The sequence below is a fragment of the Paenibacillus sp. cl141a genome (genome assembly GCF_900109305.1).
Lineage (GTDB): Bacteria > Bacillota > Bacilli > Paenibacillales > Paenibacillaceae > Paenibacillus_AQ > Paenibacillus_AQ lautus_A.
Genome location: NZ_FNZO01000008.1, coordinates 93,499 through 115,384 on the forward strand (window position 1 = coordinate 93,499; position 21,886 = coordinate 115,384).

18 protein-coding genes and 1 pseudogene are annotated in these 21,886 nt (G+C 51.4%); 8 read left to right on the top strand and 11 right to left on the bottom strand.

Annotated features, from left to right (window positions below; genetic code table 11):
• Nucleotides 1-9: 9 nt before the first annotated feature.
• Nucleotides 10-2,163 (bottom strand): nitrite reductase large subunit NirB, encoded by a 2,154-nt coding sequence (gene nirB / locus BMX45_RS20875; RefSeq protein WP_090911480.1) that lies wholly within the window; start codon nt 2,161-2,163, stop codon nt 10-12.
• A gap of 438 nt (nt 2,164-2,601) precedes the next feature.
• On the opposite strand from nirB, the gene BMX45_RS20880 reads away from it, so the two are divergent.
• Nucleotides 2,602-3,828: a nitrate/nitrite transporter gene (locus tag BMX45_RS20880; RefSeq protein WP_090911482.1), complete on the top strand. Its 1,227-nt coding sequence runs from the start codon at nt 2,602-2,604 to the stop codon at nt 3,826-3,828.
• Between the two features lie 132 nt (nt 3,829-3,960).
• On the opposite strand, the gene BMX45_RS20885 is transcribed toward BMX45_RS20880, so the two are convergent.
• The 3 genes from BMX45_RS20885 to BMX45_RS20895 form a co-directional block, all read right to left on the bottom strand.
• Nucleotides 3,961-4,344 (bottom strand): hypothetical protein, encoded by a 384-nt coding sequence (locus tag BMX45_RS20885; protein WP_090911484.1) that lies wholly within the window; start codon nt 4,342-4,344, stop codon nt 3,961-3,963.
• Between the two features lie 61 nt (nt 4,345-4,405).
• Nucleotides 4,406-4,966 (bottom strand): VanZ family protein, encoded by a 561-nt coding sequence (locus BMX45_RS20890; RefSeq protein ID WP_090911486.1) that lies wholly within the window; start codon nt 4,964-4,966, stop codon nt 4,406-4,408.
• Nucleotides 4,963-5,889 (bottom strand): M15 family metallopeptidase, encoded by a 927-nt coding sequence (locus BMX45_RS20895; RefSeq protein WP_090911761.1) that lies wholly within the window; start codon nt 5,887-5,889, stop codon nt 4,963-4,965. Before BMX45_RS20895 ends, BMX45_RS20890 begins: the two co-directional genes overlap by 4 nt.
• Nucleotides 5,890-6,082: 193 nt before the next feature.
• Between BMX45_RS20895 and BMX45_RS20900 the strand changes: the two genes are divergently transcribed.
• Together BMX45_RS20900 and BMX45_RS20905 are read left to right on the top strand one after the other, a co-directional pair.
• Entirely contained in the window at nt 6,083-7,819 is a 1,737-nt protein-coding gene (locus BMX45_RS20900) for an ABC transporter ATP-binding protein (RefSeq protein ID WP_090911488.1), read from the top strand.
• On the top strand, nt 7,812-9,659 hold the full coding sequence (locus BMX45_RS20905; protein ID WP_090911490.1) for an ABC transporter ATP-binding protein: 1,848 nt from the start codon (nt 7,812-7,814) through the stop codon (nt 9,657-9,659). Before BMX45_RS20900 ends, BMX45_RS20905 begins: the two co-directional genes overlap by 8 nt.
• An 82-nt stretch (nt 9,660-9,741) precedes the next feature.
• Here BMX45_RS20905 and BMX45_RS31410 read toward each other — a convergent pair whose 3' ends face one another.
• A complete protein-coding gene (locus BMX45_RS31410; RefSeq protein ID WP_175495176.1) occupies nt 9,742-9,903 on the bottom strand; it encodes a hypothetical protein in 162 nt (53 codons plus the stop codon).
• A 209-nt stretch (nt 9,904-10,112) separates the two neighbouring features.
• Nucleotides 10,113-10,730, bottom strand: coding sequence for a LysE/ArgO family amino acid transporter (locus tag BMX45_RS20910; protein ID WP_090911492.1), 618 nt, complete (start codon nt 10,728-10,730; stop codon nt 10,113-10,115).
• A gap of 145 nt (nt 10,731-10,875) precedes the next feature.
• Here BMX45_RS20910 and BMX45_RS20915 point away from each other — a divergent pair, with 145 nt between their 5' ends.
• The 5 genes from BMX45_RS20915 (at nt 10,876) to qoxD (ending at nt 17,100) form a co-directional block, all read left to right on the top strand.
• Nucleotides 10,876-12,324, top strand: a complete 1,449-nt coding sequence (locus BMX45_RS20915) for a MocR-like pyridoxine biosynthesis transcription factor PdxR (RefSeq protein WP_090911494.1) — start codon at nt 10,876-10,878, stop codon at nt 12,322-12,324.
• An 882-nt stretch (nt 12,325-13,206) separates the two neighbouring features.
• Complete coding sequence (gene qoxA, locus BMX45_RS20920; RefSeq protein WP_090911496.1) at nt 13,207-14,211, top strand: cytochrome aa3 quinol oxidase subunit II; 1,005 nt, start codon at nt 13,207-13,209, stop codon at nt 14,209-14,211.
• Between the two features lie 63 nt (nt 14,212-14,274).
• On the top strand, nt 14,275-16,218 hold the full coding sequence (gene qoxB / locus BMX45_RS20925) for a cytochrome aa3 quinol oxidase subunit I (protein WP_009589459.1): 1,944 nt from the start codon (nt 14,275-14,277) through the stop codon (nt 16,216-16,218).
• A complete protein-coding gene (qoxC, locus tag BMX45_RS20930) occupies nt 16,215-16,811 on the top strand; it encodes a cytochrome aa3 quinol oxidase subunit III (protein ID WP_009589471.1) in 597 nt (198 codons plus the stop codon). The genes qoxB and qoxC overlap by 4 nt, the downstream gene beginning before the upstream one ends.
• 1 nt (nt 16,812) lies before the next feature.
• Nucleotides 16,813-17,100 carry a cytochrome aa3 quinol oxidase subunit IV gene (gene qoxD, locus BMX45_RS20935; RefSeq protein ID WP_009589381.1) on the top strand — a complete coding sequence of 96 codons (288 nt, stop codon included), beginning with the start codon at nt 16,813-16,815 and terminating at the stop codon, nt 17,098-17,100.
• 283 nt (nt 17,101-17,383) lie between these two features.
• Here the strand turns inward: qoxD and BMX45_RS20940 are convergent, their stop codons facing one another.
• From BMX45_RS20940 to bioB, 5 genes and pseudogenes are all read right to left on the bottom strand, one after another.
• Nucleotides 17,384-18,553: a cell wall-binding repeat-containing protein gene (locus tag BMX45_RS20940; protein WP_254778181.1), complete on the bottom strand. Its 1,170-nt coding sequence runs from the start codon at nt 18,551-18,553 to the stop codon at nt 17,384-17,386.
• A 73-nt stretch (nt 18,554-18,626) separates the two neighbouring features.
• On the bottom strand, nt 18,627-19,880 hold the full coding sequence (locus tag BMX45_RS20945) for a DHH family phosphoesterase (protein ID WP_090911500.1): 1,254 nt from the start codon (nt 19,878-19,880) through the stop codon (nt 18,627-18,629).
• Between the two features lie 247 nt (nt 19,881-20,127).
• On the bottom strand, nt 20,128-20,256 hold the full coding sequence (locus BMX45_RS31955) for an antibiotic biosynthesis monooxygenase family protein (protein ID WP_254778175.1): 129 nt from the start codon (nt 20,254-20,256) through the stop codon (nt 20,128-20,130).
• On the bottom strand, nt 20,253-20,678 hold the full coding sequence (locus BMX45_RS20955) for a rhodanese-like domain-containing protein (protein WP_090911763.1): 426 nt from the start codon (nt 20,676-20,678) through the stop codon (nt 20,253-20,255). Before BMX45_RS20955 ends, BMX45_RS31955 begins: the two co-directional genes overlap by 4 nt.
• A gap of 91 nt (nt 20,679-20,769) precedes the next feature.
• Nucleotides 20,770-21,766 (bottom strand): annotated as a pseudogene (gene bioB / locus BMX45_RS20960) (biotin synthase BioB).
• Nucleotides 21,767-21,886: the final 120 nt, after the last annotated feature.

Here is a 21,886-nt window from a genome sequence, read left to right on the forward strand (position 1 = left end):
TTCGCTTGTTTAACCCGCTTGTGTCTTCCATTCCCGCCGAGACAGCATCTCTGCAAGCTCTATTTGCAGATCGTGGTCCAGAACATGCTCCCGGATCGAGGTCACACCCGTACGTTCCACCCATTTCCACATAGGCTCCTCATACAAACCGTTCTGCCGGTACCACTGCAAACAAGCGGATACGAGCTGCATTACATCTTCCTCACGTTCAGCAACGCCGATCAATTGTCCTTCACGGACAGGGTGGTCCGCATGTCCGCCGAGATAAACCTCCCAGCCTGCGGGCGAAGCGGCTATTCCGATCCCCTGAACCAGTATGCTGACGGACGATGCTAGACGATCGGACACCCCTGCATGTACAGGATAAGGGAGCGATACCTCTTGCCAGCGAAGGCGAAGCCATTCTCCAATGCGCCGAATGCCTGCCGCCTCCGCCCTCGAGCCTTCCGTGTCTCCAATCCATACCTGAACGCCTTGGTAAAGTCCATGATCCGCATCGGAGACATGATGCCAAGTCTTCCGAACCGGTTCATCACCGTTCCCTATCCCCGTCATTTCAAAGTAATAACGCAGAGCTGGCCGGCAGGCCATGCATCCGCCCGGCTTCTTCCAGCCCTGATGGAGCATGAAATCCGATATCGTATGACAGCCTTGACTCACCGCATGGGCAATCGCTTGCTTCAATGAGGAGTACCCCAGCTTCGTGCATTCACATACGGGAATCTCTTCCGGCGTTATGGCCGCCCTCTGCGAAGCCCTCTTCTTGCCGCTTCGCGCATGTTTGACAAGGGCATCCACCATTGGCCGGCAGCCGCCGCACGAACCGGATGCCCTGGTCAGCTGCTTAACTTCTTCCGTGCTTTGGAGATTGCGATCGGTAACGGCCTGCATGATCTCCGCTTTCCTCACGCCGTTGCAAGCACACACCGTTTCATGATCCGGGAGCGTCTGTGCAGCTGCTTCCGCCGAGCTTACAATGCCTTCTTGCGGGATAAGCTCCGAGACAGCCGCGCCCTTCTTCACCATAGACAGCAGCGCGGATCCCTCAGTCGTGTCTCCGAACAGAATGGCACCCGTAACCCTGCCTTTGTGCATGATCACTTTTTTGTACGTACGGCTTACGGCATCGTATTGCTGAATGGCGGTTTCCGCATCGATCCCCGATATCGCGCCGGCCGAAAATACATCCACACCCGAGACTTTAAGCTGGGAGTAAGGAATCGAACCGCCATAAGGCTCGGCCTGCCGGCCGCAGATAACCCGGGCAAGCACCTTTCCTTGCTCATACAGGGGAGCGATTAGACTGTAACTAATCCCCCGGTGCTCCGCGCATTCTCCCACCGCATAAATATTCGGCTCACTTGTCCTCATGAAGTCATCCACCAGGATAGCCCGCCCCGTCAGCAGACCGCTTCTCTGGGCCAGCTCCACGTTAGGCCTGATCCCTACGGCTAGCACCACTACATCCGCATCAAGCCGGGTTCCGTCGATAAACCGAAGACCCTGCGCCCTTGTTCGGCCAACGATTCGCGTGGTATCCATCGCCAAGTGGAATCGCATCCCTTGGCTTTCGAGCTCCCGCTGCAGCATATGGGCTGCCGTCCGGTCCAGCTGCCGGTTCATGATATAAGGGGCATTATGAACCACATGGGTTTCCATGCCGAGATGGAGAAGTCCCCGGGCTGCCTCCAATCCCAGCAATCCCCCGCCAATGACAGCCGCTTTTGTGTAAACCTTGGACATTTCGGTCATTTTCGTGCAATCGTCCACCGTCCGAAATGAAAGGACGCCTTCCTTATCCGTCCCGGGGATAGGCGGAACGAATGGGGATGAGCCTGTTGCCAGAATTAATGCATCATACCCTTCCCGCTTACCGGAGACAGTCTCGATACAGCGGGCTTTGACATCGATATGATGAACGGCTTCACCGGTCAATAACCGGATGCCATGCCGCTCATACCAAGACCAGTCGTTCAGGATAATATCCTGGAGGGAATGTTCGCCTTGAAGGACTTTGGACAACAGAATCCGATTATAGTTGGGGCGAGGTTCGGCGCCGAATATCGTAATATCGAAAAGATCCGGCCCAAGCTGGAGTATTTCCTCTACGCATCGTATCCCTGCCATTCCATTTCCGACAACAATGAGCTTCTTTCTCTTCATGAATTACCTCCACTCCACCCTTGTCACTTTCATGTAAGAAAACACGAAACGCCCTTTCCCTGGGAACAGGAAAGGGCGTCATTGCCTTCAAAACCGGCACATCCTTGTGCCGTATTGGTATTCGCAACATACCTATAGCTTAGTTGACGAAATTTAATATGTCAATATACATGACATATATTCATTGAAATTTTAATAATTAATAATTATTCGATTTTTGTGTAATGTATATTGACATTTATTTGACCTGTTATCTATAATGTGAATCAGCAAAATCATATGTATTTTACAGACGGAAGACACAATGACGTGTCTTCGTCTTGGGCAACGAGGCCGCAAGTCGTTCTGCAATGGGCGAATTGCGGCCTTTTTATGCCTGCATCTGCAGATCCGCACCAGGAATAGAGAACGTACACATTTGGATAAGGAGCGATAACTATGGAGAAGAAAGGATTTTGGCAAAGCGGGCACAAGCCCTCCCTGTTCGGTGCTTTTTTGTATTTCGATATCAGCTTCATGATATGGGGCATGCTCGGACCGCTTGCGGTAGTCATTGCCGGAGACTATCCGATGGATCCGGTGCAGAAGGCAAATTTGGTGGCACTTCCCGTTCTTGGCGGCTCGATACTTCGACTCGTATTAGGTTTCCTAGCCGATCGCATCGGCCCGAAGCTAACGGCTCAGATCGGGATGGTCGTCACGCTGGTCCCTCTTTTGCTTGGCTGGTTATGGGTAGATTCCCTTGATCAATTGTACGTCGTTGCGATTCTTCTCGGCGTCGCGGGAGCTTCGTTCGCCGCAGCACTTCCTCTTGCGGGACAGTGGTATCCCAAAGAACATCAAGGTCTGGCGATGGGAATCGCCGGAGCCGGGAACAGCGGCACCGTCCTGGCGACCCTGTTCGCCAACCGGCTGGCGCAGCATTTCGGAAGCTGGGAGATTGTCTTCGGACTTGCCATCATTCCCATTGTATTGGTCTTCATCTACTTCTCGCTGTTTGCCCGCAACAGTCCGAATCGGCCTGCCCCCAAACGGCTGTCCGAATATGGCAATGTGCTTAAACAGCGCGATGCTTGGGTATTCTGTGCCCTGTACTGCGTGACGTTTGGCGGCTTTGTCGGGCTCGCCAACTATTTAACGATCTTCTTCAACACCCAGTATGGCCTTTCCGCGGTTCAGGCTGCGGACATTACAACGATCTGCGTCATAGCAGGGAGCTTCTTCCGTCCTGTAGGCGGCTTTCTGGCCGATCGTATCGGGGGCTCGCGAATGCTGATGTTTCTCTATGCCGGAGCTGCCATGATGCTGATCGGCGTCTCCTTCTTGCCGCCGCTTTGGCTTGTCGTCACGCTGCTGTTTATCGGCATGATGTGCCTGGGCGCGGGGAATGGTTCTGTATTTCAGCTTGTCCCTCAACGGTTTGCCGGCGAGATCGGCCTGGTTACCGGGATTGTCGGGGCTGCCGGAGGTTTGGGCGGCTACGCGCTGCCGCTGATATTGGGCCGATTGTACCAAGCGACAGGCTCATACACCGCCGGGTTCATCATTCTGAGTTTCATTGCCGCGGCATCGCTGGCCCTTACGATTGTGATGCAGCTGAAATGGCGGCGCAGCTGGCTCCGCGGCGTGCCTTCCGGCGCGCAGACCGGATCGGCCGAGGCGTGAGAGAAAGGCAGATCCCTGTTAATGCTGCGACCGTTTCACGGCATATTGCCAAAGAAACGGTCGCTTAGCGGGCACCCACGCAAAAAAAGCATCGTATCGATGCTTTTTTTGTTTGGGATAACGGCCATGCCATCAGTCGGCTAAATTCACGACGTCATGCTGAACCGAAATTCTGACAAAATAACGATTCGGCCATATCTTGGTTGTCACCACGACATCCTGGTCATCCTTTTCAAAAAAATATCCGGAGCCCTCTTGCATAACATAATGCCAATCCTCGCGCTGCATCCGCTCCTTAATCATTTCAGCCGGTTGCCTCATCTTCGTAAGATACAGTCCATGGCCGTTCGAAGGATCATCGATCTTAACGACGGATTTGTCGGTGGTATGAAGCGAATACATCAGTTTGATATGATTCCAACCGATCGAATGGATATATAATGCGATATTTAGGACGAACATGACAAAGACCAATCCGATGGAACCGAACAAAATCCTTTTCCAGCGTTTATTCACGATTATAACCACCGCCTTTATAGATATGTCTTCAACGTCAAATCGGTACTCATTATCAGGTTCAAGATGAGGCCTCTTGCTTCTTCGCCTCGGATAACGGCTTGCCCTTCTTGCCCCTACCCTCATCAATATGGGATTGTTTTCCCGAAAAGGCTACTTTCAAGACAAGGACCATGAAACAGCCTATCACCCCGCCAGCCGTATTCAGGATTAAATCGTCCACATCAAAGCTTCCCATCGAAAAGAGAATCTGCGAGCACTCCAGCCCAAGGCTTAGCCCGAAGGAAGTCACGAAAGCGCCGATCAATCCCATCCACTTGTTTTTCAGCAATACACTGACGAATATGCCATTGGGTATGAAAATCGCGATATTTCCGAACAGATTGATCACGTCATGCGGGCTCGAGAGCCGTTTCATATTTTGATGGATGGACTTAAACGGCGTAAAATTGGCAAATTGCAATCGATTCTGCATAGATTCGGGATTATCGATCGAACGCTGCAGCTGCTGCCACAGAAACGAAATGTTCACGTCGCCGAATTTGAACAGAATGATTTTGACCAGCACATACACATACATCGCATACAGCAATAATACTATCCATTTAGGCGTTTGCTTCATTCATTCTCATCCTTGCCTAGCTGCACCGTCACAATCATGCCATCGATGTTGTTGCCGGATATCTCATACTCGCTGTCGGCCGGAACCTCAATTGCCGTTTCTTTCGTCTGGACGGGTACGTACTCGATTTCGTAGACCTTCCCGTTTACGGTTGCCTTATAGGTTTTTTTCTCCTTTAGAAAATCCAGATACTCTTCGAGCGTAAAATCCAGCTCGTGCATGATCATGCTGTGCGGAAGCCCTACATAACGAAAATGCCACGGCTCATACTGGATCCCTGTGATATCCGTCTTGTCCTGGGGGTATCTCAAAATGAATCCATGCGCCCAAGCATGCTTCTTCAGCCACTTGCCCTCCGGAGATTGATCGATCGCCTTCTGCGTAGATCCGATATCCATGGATAACCCGAGGTTATGTTCGCTGTAGCCTGGAGGCAATGCATAATCGGCGCCTTTTTCGCGATATAACGCCTCTTGTTCGCTCTCATCCCGGTACCCGCTGCTGATCATGAAGTGATTGACCCCGTCCTCTCCTGCTGCTTGGATCATATCGCCAAAACGCTCCGCCACAGTGCGCGATAAACGGATTGTGTTGTCAAGAACCACGTAACCATTCATTAAGTCTTGATCCTGAAACAAATTCACGATATCCGTCGGTACGGCTGCCGGATCCAGCGGGTGATCCTTGTTGACCAAAACCAGATTCCCCTGGTTTACTTGTTCATCTGTCACTGAGACCGTTTGAACCGCTCTATTTCCATCGTTATCATTTTCTGATTGAGGATTCGCCTGCGCGTCGGAGCCAGCGTTCATATCCTGTTCCTTATGTGTTCCTTCGTTATCATTCGCGATTGGCGTCTCCGTTAGTGCGGGCTCGCATCCGACCAACAGGAAGATCACGAGCAATATCAAACCCTTCTTCAATTTCAACAACTCCCTCTATCTTTGTCCCACCATCTTAAAGATTATAGTTTAAGGAAAAGTAGGGAAAAGTTAAAGTTTTTCTTAAGAGATGCGAATCCCTCCCGGGCTTTCGCTCTTTACCCTTTGACAAGGCTGAAGCCCATGGCTTACCTTGGTATTTAGACTAATAAGAATAAAGAAGGTGCCATTATTCTTGCTTAAACTATTTCGTTATTTACGTCCTCACTGGACAGCGGCCCTGCTTGCACCGCTGTTGATGCTGCTGGAGGTCGCCATGGATCTGCTTCAGCCCATGCTGATGGCCAGCATTATCGACCGCGGCGTCATGCAAAACAATACGGCACACATCCTCAGTACAGGGCTGCTCATGCTGGGAGCTGCAGCCATCGGGCTGCTTGGAGGTCTCGGGTGCACGATTTATTCTTCCATTGCTTCACAGCGTTTTGGCGCCGACCTTCGCCGGGATTTGTTCCGCAAGGTTCAGACCCTGTCTTTCCGCAATCTGGACAACATCTCGACCGGGTCGCTCATCACCCGGCTTACGAGCGATATCGTTCAGCTTCAGACGATGGTGCAGATGCTGCTGCGCATCTTCGTACGCTCACCGTTTCTTGCTATAGGAAGCATGATCATGGCAGTGATCATCAGCCCCAAGCTGGCCATCATTCTGGCTATTGCCGTTCCGTTGCTGTTCGTCGTGATGTTTTTCCTGATCCGGGCTACCCTGCCCTTGTTCGCCACCGTTCAGAAGAAACTCGATAAGGTGAATACGGTACTGAAGGAGAATTTCGCTGGAATCCGGGTTTCCAAGGCATTCGTACGTGCCAGTTACGAGAAGGACCGATTTCATGATGCGAACCAGGATTTCACGCAAGTTTCGGTAAAAACCCAGCGGATCGTTGCGCTCAACATGCCCATCCTGACCATGATTCTGAATGCCAGCATCGTGGCCGTCCTGTGGTTCGGCGGAAAGGATGCTATTGGCGGATCCTTTGAGGTCGGAAGCCTGGTCGCCTTTATAAACTATGTCACGCAGGTATTGTTCTCGGTTTCGTCCGTGGCCATGATGCTGGTGCGGATTTCTACGGCCAAGGTTTCCGCTGACCGCATTCAGGAGGTCATGCGTACAGAATCCGAAATTGTGAACGAGGTTCATCCGGCAACCGATGCGTACAAGCAAGGAGAGATCATGTTTGACCGCGTTACCTTTTCCTATTATCCGAAGATGCAGAAGCCCGTACTGCGCGACATCAGTTTCAAGGTCCGACCAGGACAGCATGTAGCCATTATGGGTGCAACAGGTTCGGGTAAAACCTCTCTGGTATCCCTGCTCCCCCGTCTATACGATGTGACTTCCGGGCAGATACGAATCGACGGAACCGATGTGCGGAGAATGGAGCTGTCCGCTTTGCGCGAACGAATCGGCATCGTCCTGCAAGAATCCATCCTTTTTACAGGCACTATAAGGGACAACATCCGCTACGGGAAACCGGACGCTTCCGATGAAGAAGTAATGGCTTTGGCTAAAGCTGCCCAAGCGCATGATTTCATTACTTCCATGCCGGATGGCTACGATACCGTTCTAGGACAACGCGGCGTGAACCTGTCCGGCGGACAGAAACAGCGGATAGCCATTGCGCGGGCATTATTGCTTCGACCCGCCATTCTGATCCTTGATGACAGCACCAGCGCCATCGATACGGGAACGGAGTCACGGCTTCGGAAAGAGCTGGCCCGCCTGATGAAAGACCGGACCTGCCTGATGATAGCCCAGCGGATCTCATCCGTGATCGACGCCGACCTGATATTGGTGCTGGATGACGGGGAATTGATCGCGAAAGGCACGCACAGCGAGCTGCTTGCTTCCTGTGAAGTATATCAAGACATTTATAGATCGCAATTCGGCAAGGAGGTGTCTTCTCATGGCTAAACCGAATCAGGATTCCAAGCATGCCCATCATACGGACGGTCCGGACCTTAGCATGCGAGGCGGCAACGCCATCCGCGGAATGACGATAGCCAAAGCCAAGCCGAAACATACGATGGATACGATACGCCGGATATGGAGCTATATCCGTCCGTTCAAAGGCGGCATGATGGCTGTTTTCGTATTCACACTTGTAACGACGCTGCTCTCACTGATTGCCCCTTATCTGCTGGGGAATGCCGTAGATCATTACATCATCCCGGGAGACATCAGAGGACTTATGGGGTTATGTGCGATACTTCTTGCCGTTTATGCTGGTACCGCGCTCACGGCATGGCTTCAGCAGCATGTCATGGTGAAAGTATCCCAGCTGTCCATTCTGGCCATGCGGCGGGATATCTTTGCAAGGCTTCAAGTCCTGCCGCTTCGCTTCTTCGACAGCAAGACGCACGGCGAATTGATGAGCCGCACGACCAATGATATCGAGAATGTCTCCGGTACGTTGAACCAAAGCGTAACCCAGTTCATCTCCAGCGTCCTGTCCCTGATCGGATCGCTTGCCATCATGCTGTACCTCAACGTATGGCTTACACTGCTCAGCATGGTGACCGTTCCGCTCGTTATGCTGTTCACGAAGACGGTGGCAAGCCGGACAAGGAAGCATTTTTCCAAGCAGCAAAGCTTGCTGGGCGAGCTTAACGGATTCATTGATGAGACCGTTTCGGGCCAAAAGGTCGTGCAGGTATATCGCCGCGAACGGCATGCCGCCGCCCAGTTTGATGACATGAACAAAAAGCTGACGGATGCCAGCATTCAAGCCCAGATCTATTCGGGCACGGTCGGGCCGGTTATGAACGTGCTGAATAACGTCAGTTTTGCCTTGATTGCAGCGGTTGGCGGCTACATGGCTTTCAAGGATTTCACGACCGTCGGGGTCGTCGTTGCATTTCTGAATTATTCGAAGCAGTTTCAACGGCCTTTGAACGATCTGGCGAACCAGTTCAACCTGGTGCAGTCCGCGGTTGCCGGGGCAGAACGGGTCTTTGAGATTATCGATACGGAGTCCGAATACCAAGGCAATGAACAGATGAAAAAAGCGGACGAAATGTATGGCGAGGTACGATTTGATCATGTGTCCTTCAGTTATAAGGAAGGTGTCCCGATTCTGAGGGATGTTTCGCTTACCGCCCGGCCGGGTGAGACCGTTGCGCTCGTCGGTCCGACAGGCGCCGGCAAAACCACCATCATCAATCTCCTCACCCGTTTCTATGAGATTGATGATGGCGTAATCACCATAGATGGCAGCGATATCCGCCAACTGGATAAGGACAGTCTGCGCAGTCAGCTGGGGATCGTGCTTCAGGATGCTTATGTATTCTCGGCATCGATCCGGGAGAACATTCGTTATGGCCGGCTGGATGCCACGGATCAAGAGATCGAAACCGCCGCCAAGCTTGCCAATGCGCATGACTTCATCATGAAGCTGCCCGATGGCTATGATACGCAGCTCCTGTCGGGCGGCGGCAACCTGAGCCAGGGCCAGCGGCAGCTCTTGACGATCGCTCGCGCCGTGCTTGCCGATCCCGTTATTCTGATTCTCGACGAGGCAACCAGCAGCATCGATACCCGAACCGAGATGCATATTCAGACCGCCATGCGCGCCCTGATGCGAGGCCGGACCAGCTTTGTCATCGCCCATCGTCTCAGCACGATCCGCGAGGCCGACCAGATTCTTGTCATGAATCATGGCGGAATCGCGGAGCGCGGCACACATGAAGAGCTGCTGGCCAAGCGCGGCTTCTACTACGAGTTGTACAACAGCCAATTTAAGCTGACCAGCTAACGGGTGTTGAAAGTTTTCTTATGCTGCAACCGGCAAAATCATATAAGGCCCGATTCAAGAGAATCGGTCCTTTTTTTTACCCTTAAGAGAAAACATCATGTCCTTCTTGCACGACTCGACCGGCATTGCTCACGATCCGCTTCACGGTCCCAATGATCCATTCCATCTCCACGTATTGGTTGCCCGGCGCGTTGTATTCGACGCCCCAATATCCCCGATAGCCCCCGGCGAGCAGGCTGCGCACCTTCTCCTCCGCACCGCTATCGATACTTCACCGTCTCCAAATAACCGAACACGTCCATTTTGCCGTCGAGAAACGTGTTATAAAAGAATAGCCGCCAATCGAATTGTTCATCGCAGTACCTCGTCCTATTCCCGGGTTACATACAAACTCACCATATTTTCTATCCATTAATAGGCATGAAATCTCAATCCCTTCTATATTCCTCCTAACTAGGTTTGAATCAAATGAAGCACGAGATAAGCGGCCGTCCCCCACATAATCACCGCCGATATTCGGTTCAACGCGAACAGCATCCTGCCTGACGTATCCATTCTTCCGGCCGCCCTGCCGACAATTCCGAGTCCCAGAAACCACAGCCAGGAGACAGCGATGCATACAACGGTAAAAATCATTTTGTCCGCCCCTTCATATTGAAGCGAGCTCGTGCCGATAACGCCCATCGTGTCCAGAACCGCATGCGGATTTAGCAGCGATACGGACATGGCAAATACGATTTGCTTCTTGGGAGTGAACGAACGGGCGCTTTCCGGATCCTGACCTAAAGGGCTACTCCTCCACGTCGCCGCTCCCATATAGACCAGAAAGCAGATTCCCAATGTAAATAACGTCATTTTGATCCATTCATATTCCAAAACGATCACGGATACGCCCAATACCGCCAATGAAATCAGCAGCGTATCGCATAACGATGCGGTAATAATGACGGGCAGCGCCCTAATAAACCGGGGTTGGACGACACCTTGATTAAATACGAACACATTCTGCACGCCCAAGGGAAGAATGAGGCCAAGAGCCAGAATGAATCCATGAAGTATAACGCCAATCATTTGAAAACAAACCTCCAGTACATATTTTCACCATTGTAAAGGAAGTGCTTGACTGCGTCTCCAACCAATTGGTTGGCATTCGACCCAACCAATGATGTATACTGGGCATGATTCTATAGAACGTTTGTCAGAAAGCAGGTTGTCCATGACAGAAGAATGGAAATTGAATAAAGCTTCCCAAGTGCCTCTGCATCGGCAAATTTATGATTACATGAAGAGCCGAATCATGAACGGGGAAGGGCCGGTCGGATCCCGACTTCTCCCGCAGAGGGAGCTTGCCGCCAAATTTCAAGTCAACCGCAGCACCATCGTTTATGCCTTGGGTGAACTTGCGGCTGACGGTTTCATAGAATCCCGGGTGGGACAAGGCACGGTTATTGTTAACAATACTTGGAGCGTACTGGCAGCCACGCCCCCGCCTGATTGGAATCAATACGTGAAATCCGGCTCCTATCAGCCGAACATCCATATGATCCAGCAGATCAACCGCGCGGAAACCGATCCGGATGTGATCCGACTCGGAACTGGCGAGCTTTCGCCTGAGCTCCTTCCGACCGTCCAAATGCGGGAGATGTTTAACGGCAGCATGTCCAGCCGTTTCACTTTGGGATATTCGGAACCGAAAGGCAGCATATACTTAAGGGAAATCATCAGCGATTATTTGTATAAGAAGGGGATATCCGCCTCTCCTTCTTCCATTCTTATCGTCTCCGGCGGGCTGCAGGGCTTGCAGCTTATTTCCCTGGGGCTGCTGCATCACGGTTCCGCCATCCTGGTGGAGAATCCCACTTACCTGAACTCGATTCATGTATTTCAGTCGGCTGGCATGCATTTGCACGGCATCCCGATGGATGCCAAAGGGATCAGAACGGAATCTATCGGAAGGCTCAAGCGTCAGCACAGAGCCGCCCTGCTCTACACGATCCCTTCCTTTCATAACCCTACAGGCACCATGATGTCTTCCGACAGAAGGACGGAGCTGCTGCAAATCTGTGCCCAAGAAAGATTGCCCGTCATCGAGGATGATGTGTATGGCGATTTATGGTTGGATACTCCCTCTCCGCCCCCTTTGAAAGCTTCGGATAAACAAGGACTCGTGCTCTATATGGGCAGCATGTCCAAAACCCTCGGGCCCGGTCTGCGCATCGGATGGGTCGTCGGGCCGGAGCCTGTCATCGATCGGCTGTCCGACATTAAAATGCAGACCGATTACGGGTCCAGCTCGCTGTCCCAGCATGCTGTCGCGGAGTGGCTCTCGAGCGGATCCTATGAGAAGCATCTCGTTCAGATCCGGACAGAGCTGATGAAGCGCAGAGACTTTACGCTGTCGTTGCTGGAACGATATTTTCAAGATATTGCCCACTGGAATAAACCCCAAGGCGGATTTTATGTTTGGCTCCGCATCGCAAAGCCGATCTCCATTCGTACGTTATTCGAGCAGGCATTGAAGGAAGGCCTGCTGCTCAATCCCGGAAATATTTATGACCGTAACGACCAGCAGCATCTGCGATTATCTTTTGCCTACGTCTCCTACGATCAACTGGAGAAGGGACTTATCCGGCTTGCGGAGCTAATTCGCCTCCATGTGTTGTAAACAGCAGTTGAAGCCCCATATTATGACGAACCCATTCTCCCCCACCCTCTGACTCGGATTGGAGGCGAAAAGGCATAAACGGCGGAGAGCCGGTAAGCGGCTTCCCGCCAGGATGGAATAAACTAGCAGAACGCACGGGTTCGTTGCATCCGTGCTCGCGGGCCACAAGGAGATTACGGAAAATACCGACGTTGCGAGCAGTGTGACAAATAGCATTGCAGGCCTGGCGCGGAATAACGGCGCCATAAAGAAGTCCGTGACAAAAATGGCGACTCTCCCTAATCGCCAAGGCTATTGATCCGGATCAACATGCTGGAGCACAGGGATGAAGGCGCATAGCCAGCTCAAAACAAGAAATAAAAACCATATCCAGAACGACCGCACTGGCCCTCCTCTCTTTCCTGTCAAGCGTTGCACAATCCCCAGCAAAATATCTCGTTCCAATTTTTAGTTATATCCTATCACAAGCCTCTTCGATCCTTTTGGTTAAATAAGTAAACTGGAAATAAAAATCGACTTCGATTTTATTGTGAAAAATTATACTTTCTCGTCTAAACCCTTATCAGTACTGGGATTTATTCGGCAGGTTAAGGAGCCGAAAGCGGTGAAAAACAGGCCCGGAATTGTGACGAAACTGGTAACTCTCGTGAATATTTGAACAAAGTATGAACTGCCTCAAAACCGCGCCACTACAATGATTTCGCTCACAACCCTCCCCTTTTGTAACAAATTGAACACATAAAATTACATACATTGACACGAATATGGATTTATCTGTTATTTATACAAGTTTATGTGTTTTGCAAAGCCGATCGGAACTTTCTACTATAGATGTGTCAGTAACATTGAATCGAACGAACGTTTCAAGGAAAGGGGTACACCATGAACAAAAGAGGGCCGTTATTTGCATTGTTTTTATGCTTTACCTTGCTCTTATCGGGCTGCAGCTCGCTCACGGTATTAGATCCGAAAGGACCGGCTGCCAGAACCCTATCCGATACAATCATATTCTCTATTCTCATGATGGTCGGAATCCTAGCGGTAGTTTACGCGCTTTATATCTACATGCTCACGAAATATCGAGCCAAGAAATCCAACGAAGGTTACGAACCGCCTCATGAAGAAGGCAACAAATGGCTGGAAATTCTGTGGACTGCCATTCCGATCCTGATCGTTGCCGTGCTCTCGGTCGTAACCGTCAAAACGACGGTGGCCGTCGAGAATGTGCCTGAAGGCTACGAGAACCAAGAGCCTCTGGTCATTTATGCTTCCTCTTCGAACTGGAAATGGCACTTCAGCTATCCGGAAGAAGGAATCGAAACCGTCAATTACGTTAACATTCCGACCAATCGTCCGATCGAGTTCCGACTGTATTCGTTCGGTCCGATCACAAGCTTCTGGATTCCTCAGCTTCATGGACAGAAGTACGCAATGAGCGACATGATTACCAAGCTGAACATGGTTGCCGACGTACCGGGTTCGATGATGGGCCGTAATGCGAACTTCAACGGCGAAGGCTTTGCCCATATGGATTTCGAAGCTCTTGCCATGACCTCTGCCGAGTATGATGAGTGGGTTCAGGATGTAAAGGATACCGCGCCTGAACTGAAGGAAGATGAGTTCAAGAAGCTTCTGGAGACCGCGCATGTCGGACGAATGACCTTCTCTAACACGCATCTGGAATTCAGCCCGCCGCCATCTGAAGACCATCACCATGGCGGTGACGTCAACGGCAATGAGGAGCATCAGGACCATAAAGACGTCCACCCGGATCCTGCAACAACGGAAGAAACGGAATTTGACAGCGAAACGAACGTGGATCCAAACGAACCGCTGCCAAACTTCCCGGCTGAAGAAAGCCCAAATCATCAGCATGATGGACATTAAATCGGTGAGTGAAACGTTGTTCACCCGATCTACTTCATACATCCAGAAAGGAGCTAGGCCTTTATGAAATGGGACGAATTTTTCGTTACCGGTGATCCGTTAATTTACGGCGCCATGGTGAGTATCGTGCTCGTCTCGCTCGCAATCCTCTTCGGCTTGACCTATTACAAGAAGTGGGGATATATGTGGCGGGAATGGCTGACGACCGTGGATCACAAAAGAATTGGTGTCATGTACATCATCTGTGCATTGATCATGCTGTTCCGCGGGGGCGTCGACGCGATCATGATGCGTGCGCAGACCGCCGCACCGGAGATGAAGTTTCTGACCGGTCAGCATTATAATGAAGTATTCACGACTCACGGGGTCATCATGATCCTCTTTATGGCCATGCCGTTTATTTTCGGTCTGATGAACGTCATCGTTCCGCTCCAGATCGGTGCCCGTGACGTTGCATTCCCTAAACTGAACGCTATCAGCTTCTGGCTGTTCTTCGCCGGAGCGATGCTGTTCAACATTTCCTTCGTTATCGGAGGATCACCTGATGCCGGCTGGTCCGCTTACTTCCCGCTGGCCAGTATCGAATTCAGTCCGACGGTCGGCAACAACTACTACTCTCTGTCGCTTCAGATTTCAGGGATTGGTACTTTGCTGACAGGTCTTAACTTTATCGTAACCATCCTGAAAATGCGCGCGCCGGGTATGACCCTGATGCGCATGCCAATGTTTACGTGGTCGGTATTGATCACTTGCGTCATCATTATCTTTGCTTTCCCTGTGCTTACGATTGCGCTTCTGCTTATGATGTTCGACCGCATCTTCGGCTCGCAATTCTTCACGATGGCCAACGGGGGCATGGATATGCTCTGGGCCAACCTGTTCTGGGTATGGGGTCACCCTGAGGTATATATCGTTATTCTGCCGGCATTCGGTATTTTCAGCGAGATCATCTCAGCCTTTTCCAAAAAGAACCTGTACGGTTACAGCTCCATGGTATTGAGTATGGCGATTATATCCGGATTGTCCTTCCTGGTATGGGCCCACCATTTCTATACAATGGGTCAAGGGGCCATGGTCAACGGTTTCTTCTCCATCACGACGATGGCGATTGCCGTACCGACCGGGATCAAAATATTCAACTGGCTCTTTACGCTTCGCAAGGGCCGAATCAGCTTTACGACGCCGATGCTCTACTCGCTTGCCTTTATTCCGATCTTTACGATCGGCGGCGTAACCGGCGTCATGCTGGCGATGGCCAGTGCCGACTATCAGTATCACAATACGATGTTCCTGGTGGCCCACTTCCACTATGTGCTCATTCCAGGCGCCGTATTCGCCGTCATTGCCGGTTTCCACTACTGGTTCCCTAAAGTGTTCGGCTTCCGTCTGAACGAAAAGCTTGGCAAAATCGCATTCTGGTTCATTGCCATCTCATTTAACGTTACGTTCTTCCCAATGTTCTTCCTGGGACTTATGGGGATGACCCGCCGTACGTACACGTATTCGGCCGAGACCGGCTTTGGTCCGCTGAATATGCTGTCGATGGTCGGCGCGGTCGGCCTGGCGATCGGCTTCATCCTTCTGGTGTACAACATTTACTGGAGTACACGTTACGAGCCGCGCGACAAAACAGGAGATCCATGGGATGCACGCTCACTGGAATGGTCGACGCCAAGTCCGGTTCCAGTTTACAACTTTGCGGTAACACCGAAAGTCAAAGGCCGTGATGCCTTCTGGTTCTCCAAGAAAAACAACGAGCCGCTTTCGGACGAGAAAATCACGAAGATTCACATGCCAAGCAACACCGGAAAACCGTTTATACTGGGCATCGCCTTCTTCTTCCTGGGCTTCTTCCTGGTATTCAGCTGGTGGATTCCATCCATCGTGGCCGGTATCGCGGTATTGATTATTATGGCTACCATGTCCTTCGACCGTGATCACGGGTATTACATTCCGGTTGAAGAGATTGTTCAAACCGAACAGAAACTGCGGGGTGATACGGTATGAAAATAGATGCCACTCAGCCGCTGGAATATGGAACAGAGGAAAACCGCAATCGTATATTCGGCTTCTGGCTGTTCCTCGGAGCTGAAATTGCGCTCTTTGCTACCTTGTTTACCGTCTACTTCGTTCTCGTGAACCGCTTTGCCAGCGGTCCGAGCGGAGCGGAAATCTTTGAAATTACGCCGGTCCTGCTTGAGACGTTCCTGCTCTTAACGAGCAGCTTCACCATCGGTTTGGCTGTTCATGCGATGCGTCTGGGCCTGAAAAAGCAGATGATGATCTTCATGGTCATCACCCTGCTGCTGGGTGCGGGATTCCTCGGGATCGAGATCTTTGAATTCTTCACCTATGTTCATGAAGGAGTAACGCTCTCAACGAGCGCCTTCTCCTCCAGCTTGTTCACATTGCTTGGCACGCACGGAGCTCACGTGACCTTCGGTCTCCTGTGGGGAACCGCCATTCTGATTCAACTTAAAAAGCATGGACTGGATCATTCCACAGCCAACAAGTCCTTTATCTTCTCGCTCTACTGGCACTTCCTGGACGTTGTGTGGATCTTCATTTTCAGCTTCGTGTATCTGAAAGGACTGATGTGACATGTTAAAACAGCTGTTTCCAATTAAGCATGTAGCGGGTTATATATCGTCCCTCGTCCTTTCAGCTGTCGCGCTCGTCGTTCTGCTGGATATGCCGGCAGCTTCGAAAGTGGCCGTTCTGCTGGTCACCGCGATCCTGCAGGCAGCCGTTCAGCTCATGCTGTTCATGCACGTCGGGGAAAGCGAAGACAAAAAGTCCGTCTATATCAACATTGCGTTCGCCCTGTTCGTAGGGCTGGTTACCATCTTCGGAACGCTGTTCATCTTCATATGGGGCTGGTACGCTTAAGTCTCGAGAAGAATCCGGGGTGAACGTGTACCGTCGATCATCGTTCGCTGTCACGAACATATCACCAATATTGAAGAGGGCGTCCTAAAAGATCCTGGATCTCGAAGGATGCCCTCTTTTTTCTATTGAAGGTGCTGCATGCGAGTCATTCCCCCATCATACTCCAAACATGTAAAAAGAACCGTTTCTCGGATCTACGGACGTGCGGTCCGTCAATCACGAGGAACGGTTTCTTTTTGCATTCCATATGCAGCTCCATCAGCCACTGCCATTCGCGGCTCCATTAATCATGTCCTGCACGCGTATCCAGAATTTCATCAATCTCACTCTGGAGCTTGGTGGTCAGGGTCTGTTCATCTCCGATGATCCAGGCATGATTATAGGGAGTTTCCACCTTGGAGGCGTCACTCTGTTGCCTGATCGAGTCAACATACTTCGTAATCGAGCGCGGCACTCCGTCGCGCTCCGTAAACAATAAAGGGGCGTGTTTACCCATATGGGATAATGGAGCGGCCGCAATGGACAATGCCGGCGAGTCCGGCCTCGAGAAGGAGAAACTGTAGCCCGGCGATTGTACTCCCCAGCCAAAACCCGTCCCGGGATCATGATACTGGGCAAAATGAATGGCATTCTCATACGGATCGTCCCCGGCTATGCGCGTTACCTTCCCGTATTGCTGCAGCTCGTCTTCAACGGCTTGGGACACCACCTTTTCAGGTCCGATGACGTAGATATTCGCTTTCCCGTTACGCTGCCTTAGGGCCTGTGCCGTCTCTTCGGGCACGTCCTTCTCGCTGACGTACAGCATCGTTTCCGGCATATGGGCAATCCAGCTTACCGCGGGCAGCGTATAGTCTGGCCGTTCCATCGATCCGACAATAACCGAGGTCGGTACTGAACCGTTTACCCTGGAAGCGTAGGCATCAATTGCTGCTGCCGCTTCGGCGGCTTCCCCGGCAGGAATGTGATCGGCCTTGTATTCAAGTCCGTTCAGCTCTTTCATCACCTGATCCGAGATCGGTCCGACGGTAATGATCTCAATCCCCTTGTTGTGCTCCGCCCCCCTCGGCTTCAGCCGTCTCAGCTCTTCCAAGGTTTCTTTCGGGATCCCCCCTTCTTCAACGAAGAGTAAAGGCCCCTCGCTAAGCTGGGTCAGATCGACGCTGACAGCCGCGATCGACCAGTGAGCCGAATCCACGAGGATCACGGTCTGCGGACGGCTGTGCACGTTCGTGGACTGCCACAGCGTCTTGGAAGTCAGTACGGCTGCACTAACTGGATCGGATGTATTTAACCGAATCGTGTTTTTTGTGGCGGACCAAGGTACGGGAACATCCTTCAGCAGTTCTTTGCTGTGAACCGCTGAGGGAATGGAGGGCTCGGAATGGCTCTGTGTTTGACTCCAAGCGAGGATACCTGCCGTCAGCAGGGCTAGGGCCCAGCCGGCGATCATTTTTTTCACCGAATATTCCTCCTGTCTTCACAATACAGTGCATCGTGCGAGATCATTCTTCCTGCTGATCCGTCTAAAGATCTTCCATTAATTTCTCCTCATCCATATCCGGCGGCAGGCCTGGACGCTCATGGGTACGGTTTCGGATCCATTGTTCCTTCAGCATCTTCACAAATACGTCATCCCGGGACAACCAGACCCCGTACTGGCGCTTCATATGCCGCTCTGCTTCCTCGAACGACCTGAACCGGAATGGGAGAGGTTCCCCGTTCCACTCGATCACCCATTCCCCGGCATAGGCGTAAACAAACAGCAAATCCTCGCCCCAGCTTTCGTACAGCACGCCGGACTCGCTTCCTTTGATATTGAACTGATTGCGCGAAGCATCAAACCGGATCGGTTCCAGCTCGAACGAATCCGCCGCAAACAATTGATACACATCCTCTGTTATGGTGCACCCCGCAGCCTTGGCATGGCCGCCACCGCCATACCGCATCGCCACTTCGGACACGTCCACATGATCATGAATGGTTCGAAGGCTCATTTTTCTTCCGCCCATGTTCAGGATCGCGATGTAGTCAAGATGGGGATAGCTCGTTCCCAGCTCGCTGGCAAGCTCGGAATGATAGGATTCGGCGTACACGATACCGACGCAATGCTCCTCGACGAAGGTTTGAATGAGTTCCCGCTGCTTGCGACGAATGTAACGCTCGATTTTATTCTCTTCCATGTCCAGGATTTTCTGTTCAAATTCATCAAAGAAGAAGCCCTCGTGCGATTCCCGGAGGCGCTCAGACATCTTGCTCTCGAATTCGTCCAGGGACAACATGTAGAACAAGTCATTCAGGCGCTTAGCCTCGATCTTGCCGCTCTCTTCCCATTCCCATGTATCATAGAGACGCACCAGCTCAACGAATTCGTCCAGCGCTTCAGTTCTGCCGAGATGTCCATGTTCGATAAGATATTCATAGAACAGCGAGGTTGCCGATGCCAAGCGGCCGTCCCGATGCGTTACATCCACTTGTCCCCAGCTGTGTTCATTGAGGTGGAGGGCGGTTTTATGGTGATCGATAAGCTGCACCTGTCCCCCCTCTTCGACAAACACGCTCAATTCCTTCTCGATGTCAGGAGAAACCGACAAATCCGTAATGAACAACATATCGAACGGATTCTCCTGTACGGAGGTCCGGTTCAAATACCTTGCGACTTGTTGATTCAATCCGTGAACGGAGTTGTAACGGACATCGATTCCTTCACCGAAGGCGCATTTGGCGATGATGCCGCAGCCGACGCCATCCAAATCGTTATGGCTGTACAGATGATACATGGTTGACTTCCTCCCAGCAGAAGGTGGAATGATTAGTTGTTCTTGCCTTTCATCCCTTTACGGTTCCCTAAATTCCGTTGTTTTAACCCCTGTCAGCCTCTCAGAATCCACAAGGAAACTAAAAAAGAAGAAGGGCTGCAGCAGCCGCTTCTTCTGGATTATAAAGAATGATTATGCCTGTTGAACCGGTCTCGGACCTTTGGATGCCATGACCTCGTACATGCCGTGGCTGGAGCTGATGACATGCTCAGGCTGCGTCTTTCCGCTGGTTGTCGCGGTGTCCTTGGATGTGCGCGGGACTGGTTTCCCAGCGTTTCCACGCTTCTTTCGACTCCCAGCGGATCATCACGATTACCTGCTGATCAGATAGGATCAATTCATCGATGCGTGCTGCACGGAATTGCAGGCAGCGCAATCTTCCTGCAAATAAAAAAGCGAAGTAAAGCCGGCCTTCTTCAGCTTGCGCGCAGCCAGAATTCCATCCGAGCGCTTCGGCGTTACGATGACTACGGAATCATCGGGCTTGAGTTCCTTCTCCCACACATACGGCAACCTTCCAAGCGAGATGTTTATGCTCTCTTTCCTTGGACATTCCATAAATTCGGACACATCACGTACATCGAGCACTTTCAGATTCGGGCATTCCTTCTGTGCCAGACGAAGATCACTGCACTTCATGAAGCGCAAACCTGTTATAGGTATAAACCTCCGGTAGTAGAGACCGGATATAAAGATTATCAGTGCGGCAGATGCAATCAGCACGAAGCATTCCCCCATCAATATCGTGTGTTTCAGCATGATGCATGGCGGTAAGATCACGGGCTTAAAAAATCGCCAATCCTACCCCTACGGGTATATAGTATGTGCTCCGCACCTAATTGTCAATACATCATAACAGCGCGTTTTCTTCAATTTCAAACCCAAGGTCTTCAATCAATCCCCAGTCGGCCGTATGAGCCTGGCCTTGTGTCGTTAAATAATCGCCGATGAAAATGGAGTTCGCCGCGTACAGTCCAAGGGCTTGAAGGGATCGCAGGTTCACTTCCCGCCCCCCGGCAATCCGTATCTCCTTCGTCGGGTTAACAAACCGCATCATGGCAAGAATCTTCAAACACATAATCGGTGTCAATTCCTTGCGTCCTTCCAGAGGGGTTCCCTCGATCGCATTCAGAAAATTGCATGGAATCGAATCCGCTCCAAGTGATTTCAGAGCAAACGCAATCTCCACCCGTTCTTCCAAGCTCTCCCCCATTCCGAAAATGGCTCCGGAGCAAGGGGACATTCCGGAAGAGCTTGCCTGCTTCACCGTGTCCAGCCGGTCATCGTATGTATGCGTAGTCGCAATACGCCCGTAATTATCTTTGGAAGTATTCAGATTATGGTTGTATCGATGGACCCCGGCATCGGCGAGCTTGCGCGCATGTTCCTCATTCAGGAAGCCCAGACAACAGCACACCTTCAGATCGGTCGTCCGGGTAATCTCCTTCACCGCTTCGGCTACATGATCAATCTCCCGATTGGACGGGCGGCGTCCGGAAGCCACGATGCAGTAGGTCCCCGCTTTACGGCGAATCGACTCGCGCGCCTTCCAGAATTTTGTCCTTGGTCAGCCATGCGTATTTTTCGATAGGCGCTTCCGACACGATGGACTGGGAGCAATATCCGCAATCCTCAGGACACAGACCGGATTTCGCGTTCACGATCATGTTCAGCTTGACCTTGTTTCCATAATACTCGCGACGGATGTGATAGGCCGCCTGCATAATGTTCAGAAGCTCCCCGTCCTCGCTGTTCAGAATCGCCAAGGCTTCGGCCGGGGACACTTCATGTCCTTTCACGACCCGATCCGCCAGCTTCAACCAATCGTAATGGGTTTGTGTTGTCATATTCAAAATCTCCCTCTCCATTCTGATTGTTAACCATTTTCAATAATAATTAGGTTAACAATATGGATAATAATAGCACAGGCCACGAAAGTGAGGCAATCCTCCATTGAAGCCTCCGCA

Excerpts from the sequence above, each read along its gene's own strand:
- nirB (WP_090911480.1), bottom strand. The coding sequence starts at position 2,163 with ATGAAGAGAAAGAAGCTCATTGTTGTCGGAAATGGAATGGCAGGGATA.
- BMX45_RS20880 (WP_090911482.1), top strand. The coding sequence starts at position 2,602 with ATGGAGAAGAAAGGATTTTGGCAAAGCGGGCACAAGCCCTCCCTGTTC.
- BMX45_RS20890 (WP_090911486.1), bottom strand. The coding sequence starts at position 4,966 with ATGAAGCAAACGCCTAAATGGATAGTATTATTGCTGTATGCGATGTAT.
- BMX45_RS20905 (WP_090911490.1), top strand. The coding sequence starts at position 7,812 with ATGGCTAAACCGAATCAGGATTCCAAGCATGCCCATCATACGGACGGT.
- BMX45_RS20910 (WP_090911492.1), bottom strand. The coding sequence starts at position 10,730 with ATGATTGGCGTTATACTTCATGGATTCATTCTGGCTCTTGGCCTCATT.
- BMX45_RS20915 (WP_090911494.1), top strand. The coding sequence starts at position 10,876 with ATGACAGAAGAATGGAAATTGAATAAAGCTTCCCAAGTGCCTCTGCAT.
- qoxA (WP_090911496.1), top strand. The coding sequence starts at position 13,207 with ATGAACAAAAGAGGGCCGTTATTTGCATTGTTTTTATGCTTTACCTTG.
- qoxB (WP_009589459.1), top strand. The coding sequence starts at position 14,275 with ATGAAATGGGACGAATTTTTCGTTACCGGTGATCCGTTAATTTACGGC.
- qoxC (WP_009589471.1), top strand. The coding sequence starts at position 16,215 with ATGAAAATAGATGCCACTCAGCCGCTGGAATATGGAACAGAGGAAAAC.
- qoxD (WP_009589381.1), top strand. The coding sequence starts at position 16,813 with ATGTTAAAACAGCTGTTTCCAATTAAGCATGTAGCGGGTTATATATCG.
- BMX45_RS20940 (WP_254778181.1), bottom strand. The coding sequence starts at position 18,553 with ATGATCGCCGGCTGGGCCCTAGCCCTGCTGACGGCAGGTATCCTCGCT.
- BMX45_RS20945 (WP_090911500.1), bottom strand. The coding sequence starts at position 19,880 with ATGTATCATCTGTACAGCCATAACGATTTGGATGGCGTCGGCTGCGGC.
- BMX45_RS20955 (WP_090911763.1), bottom strand. The coding sequence starts at position 20,678 with ATGCTGAAACACACGATATTGATGGGGGAATGCTTCGTGCTGATTGCA.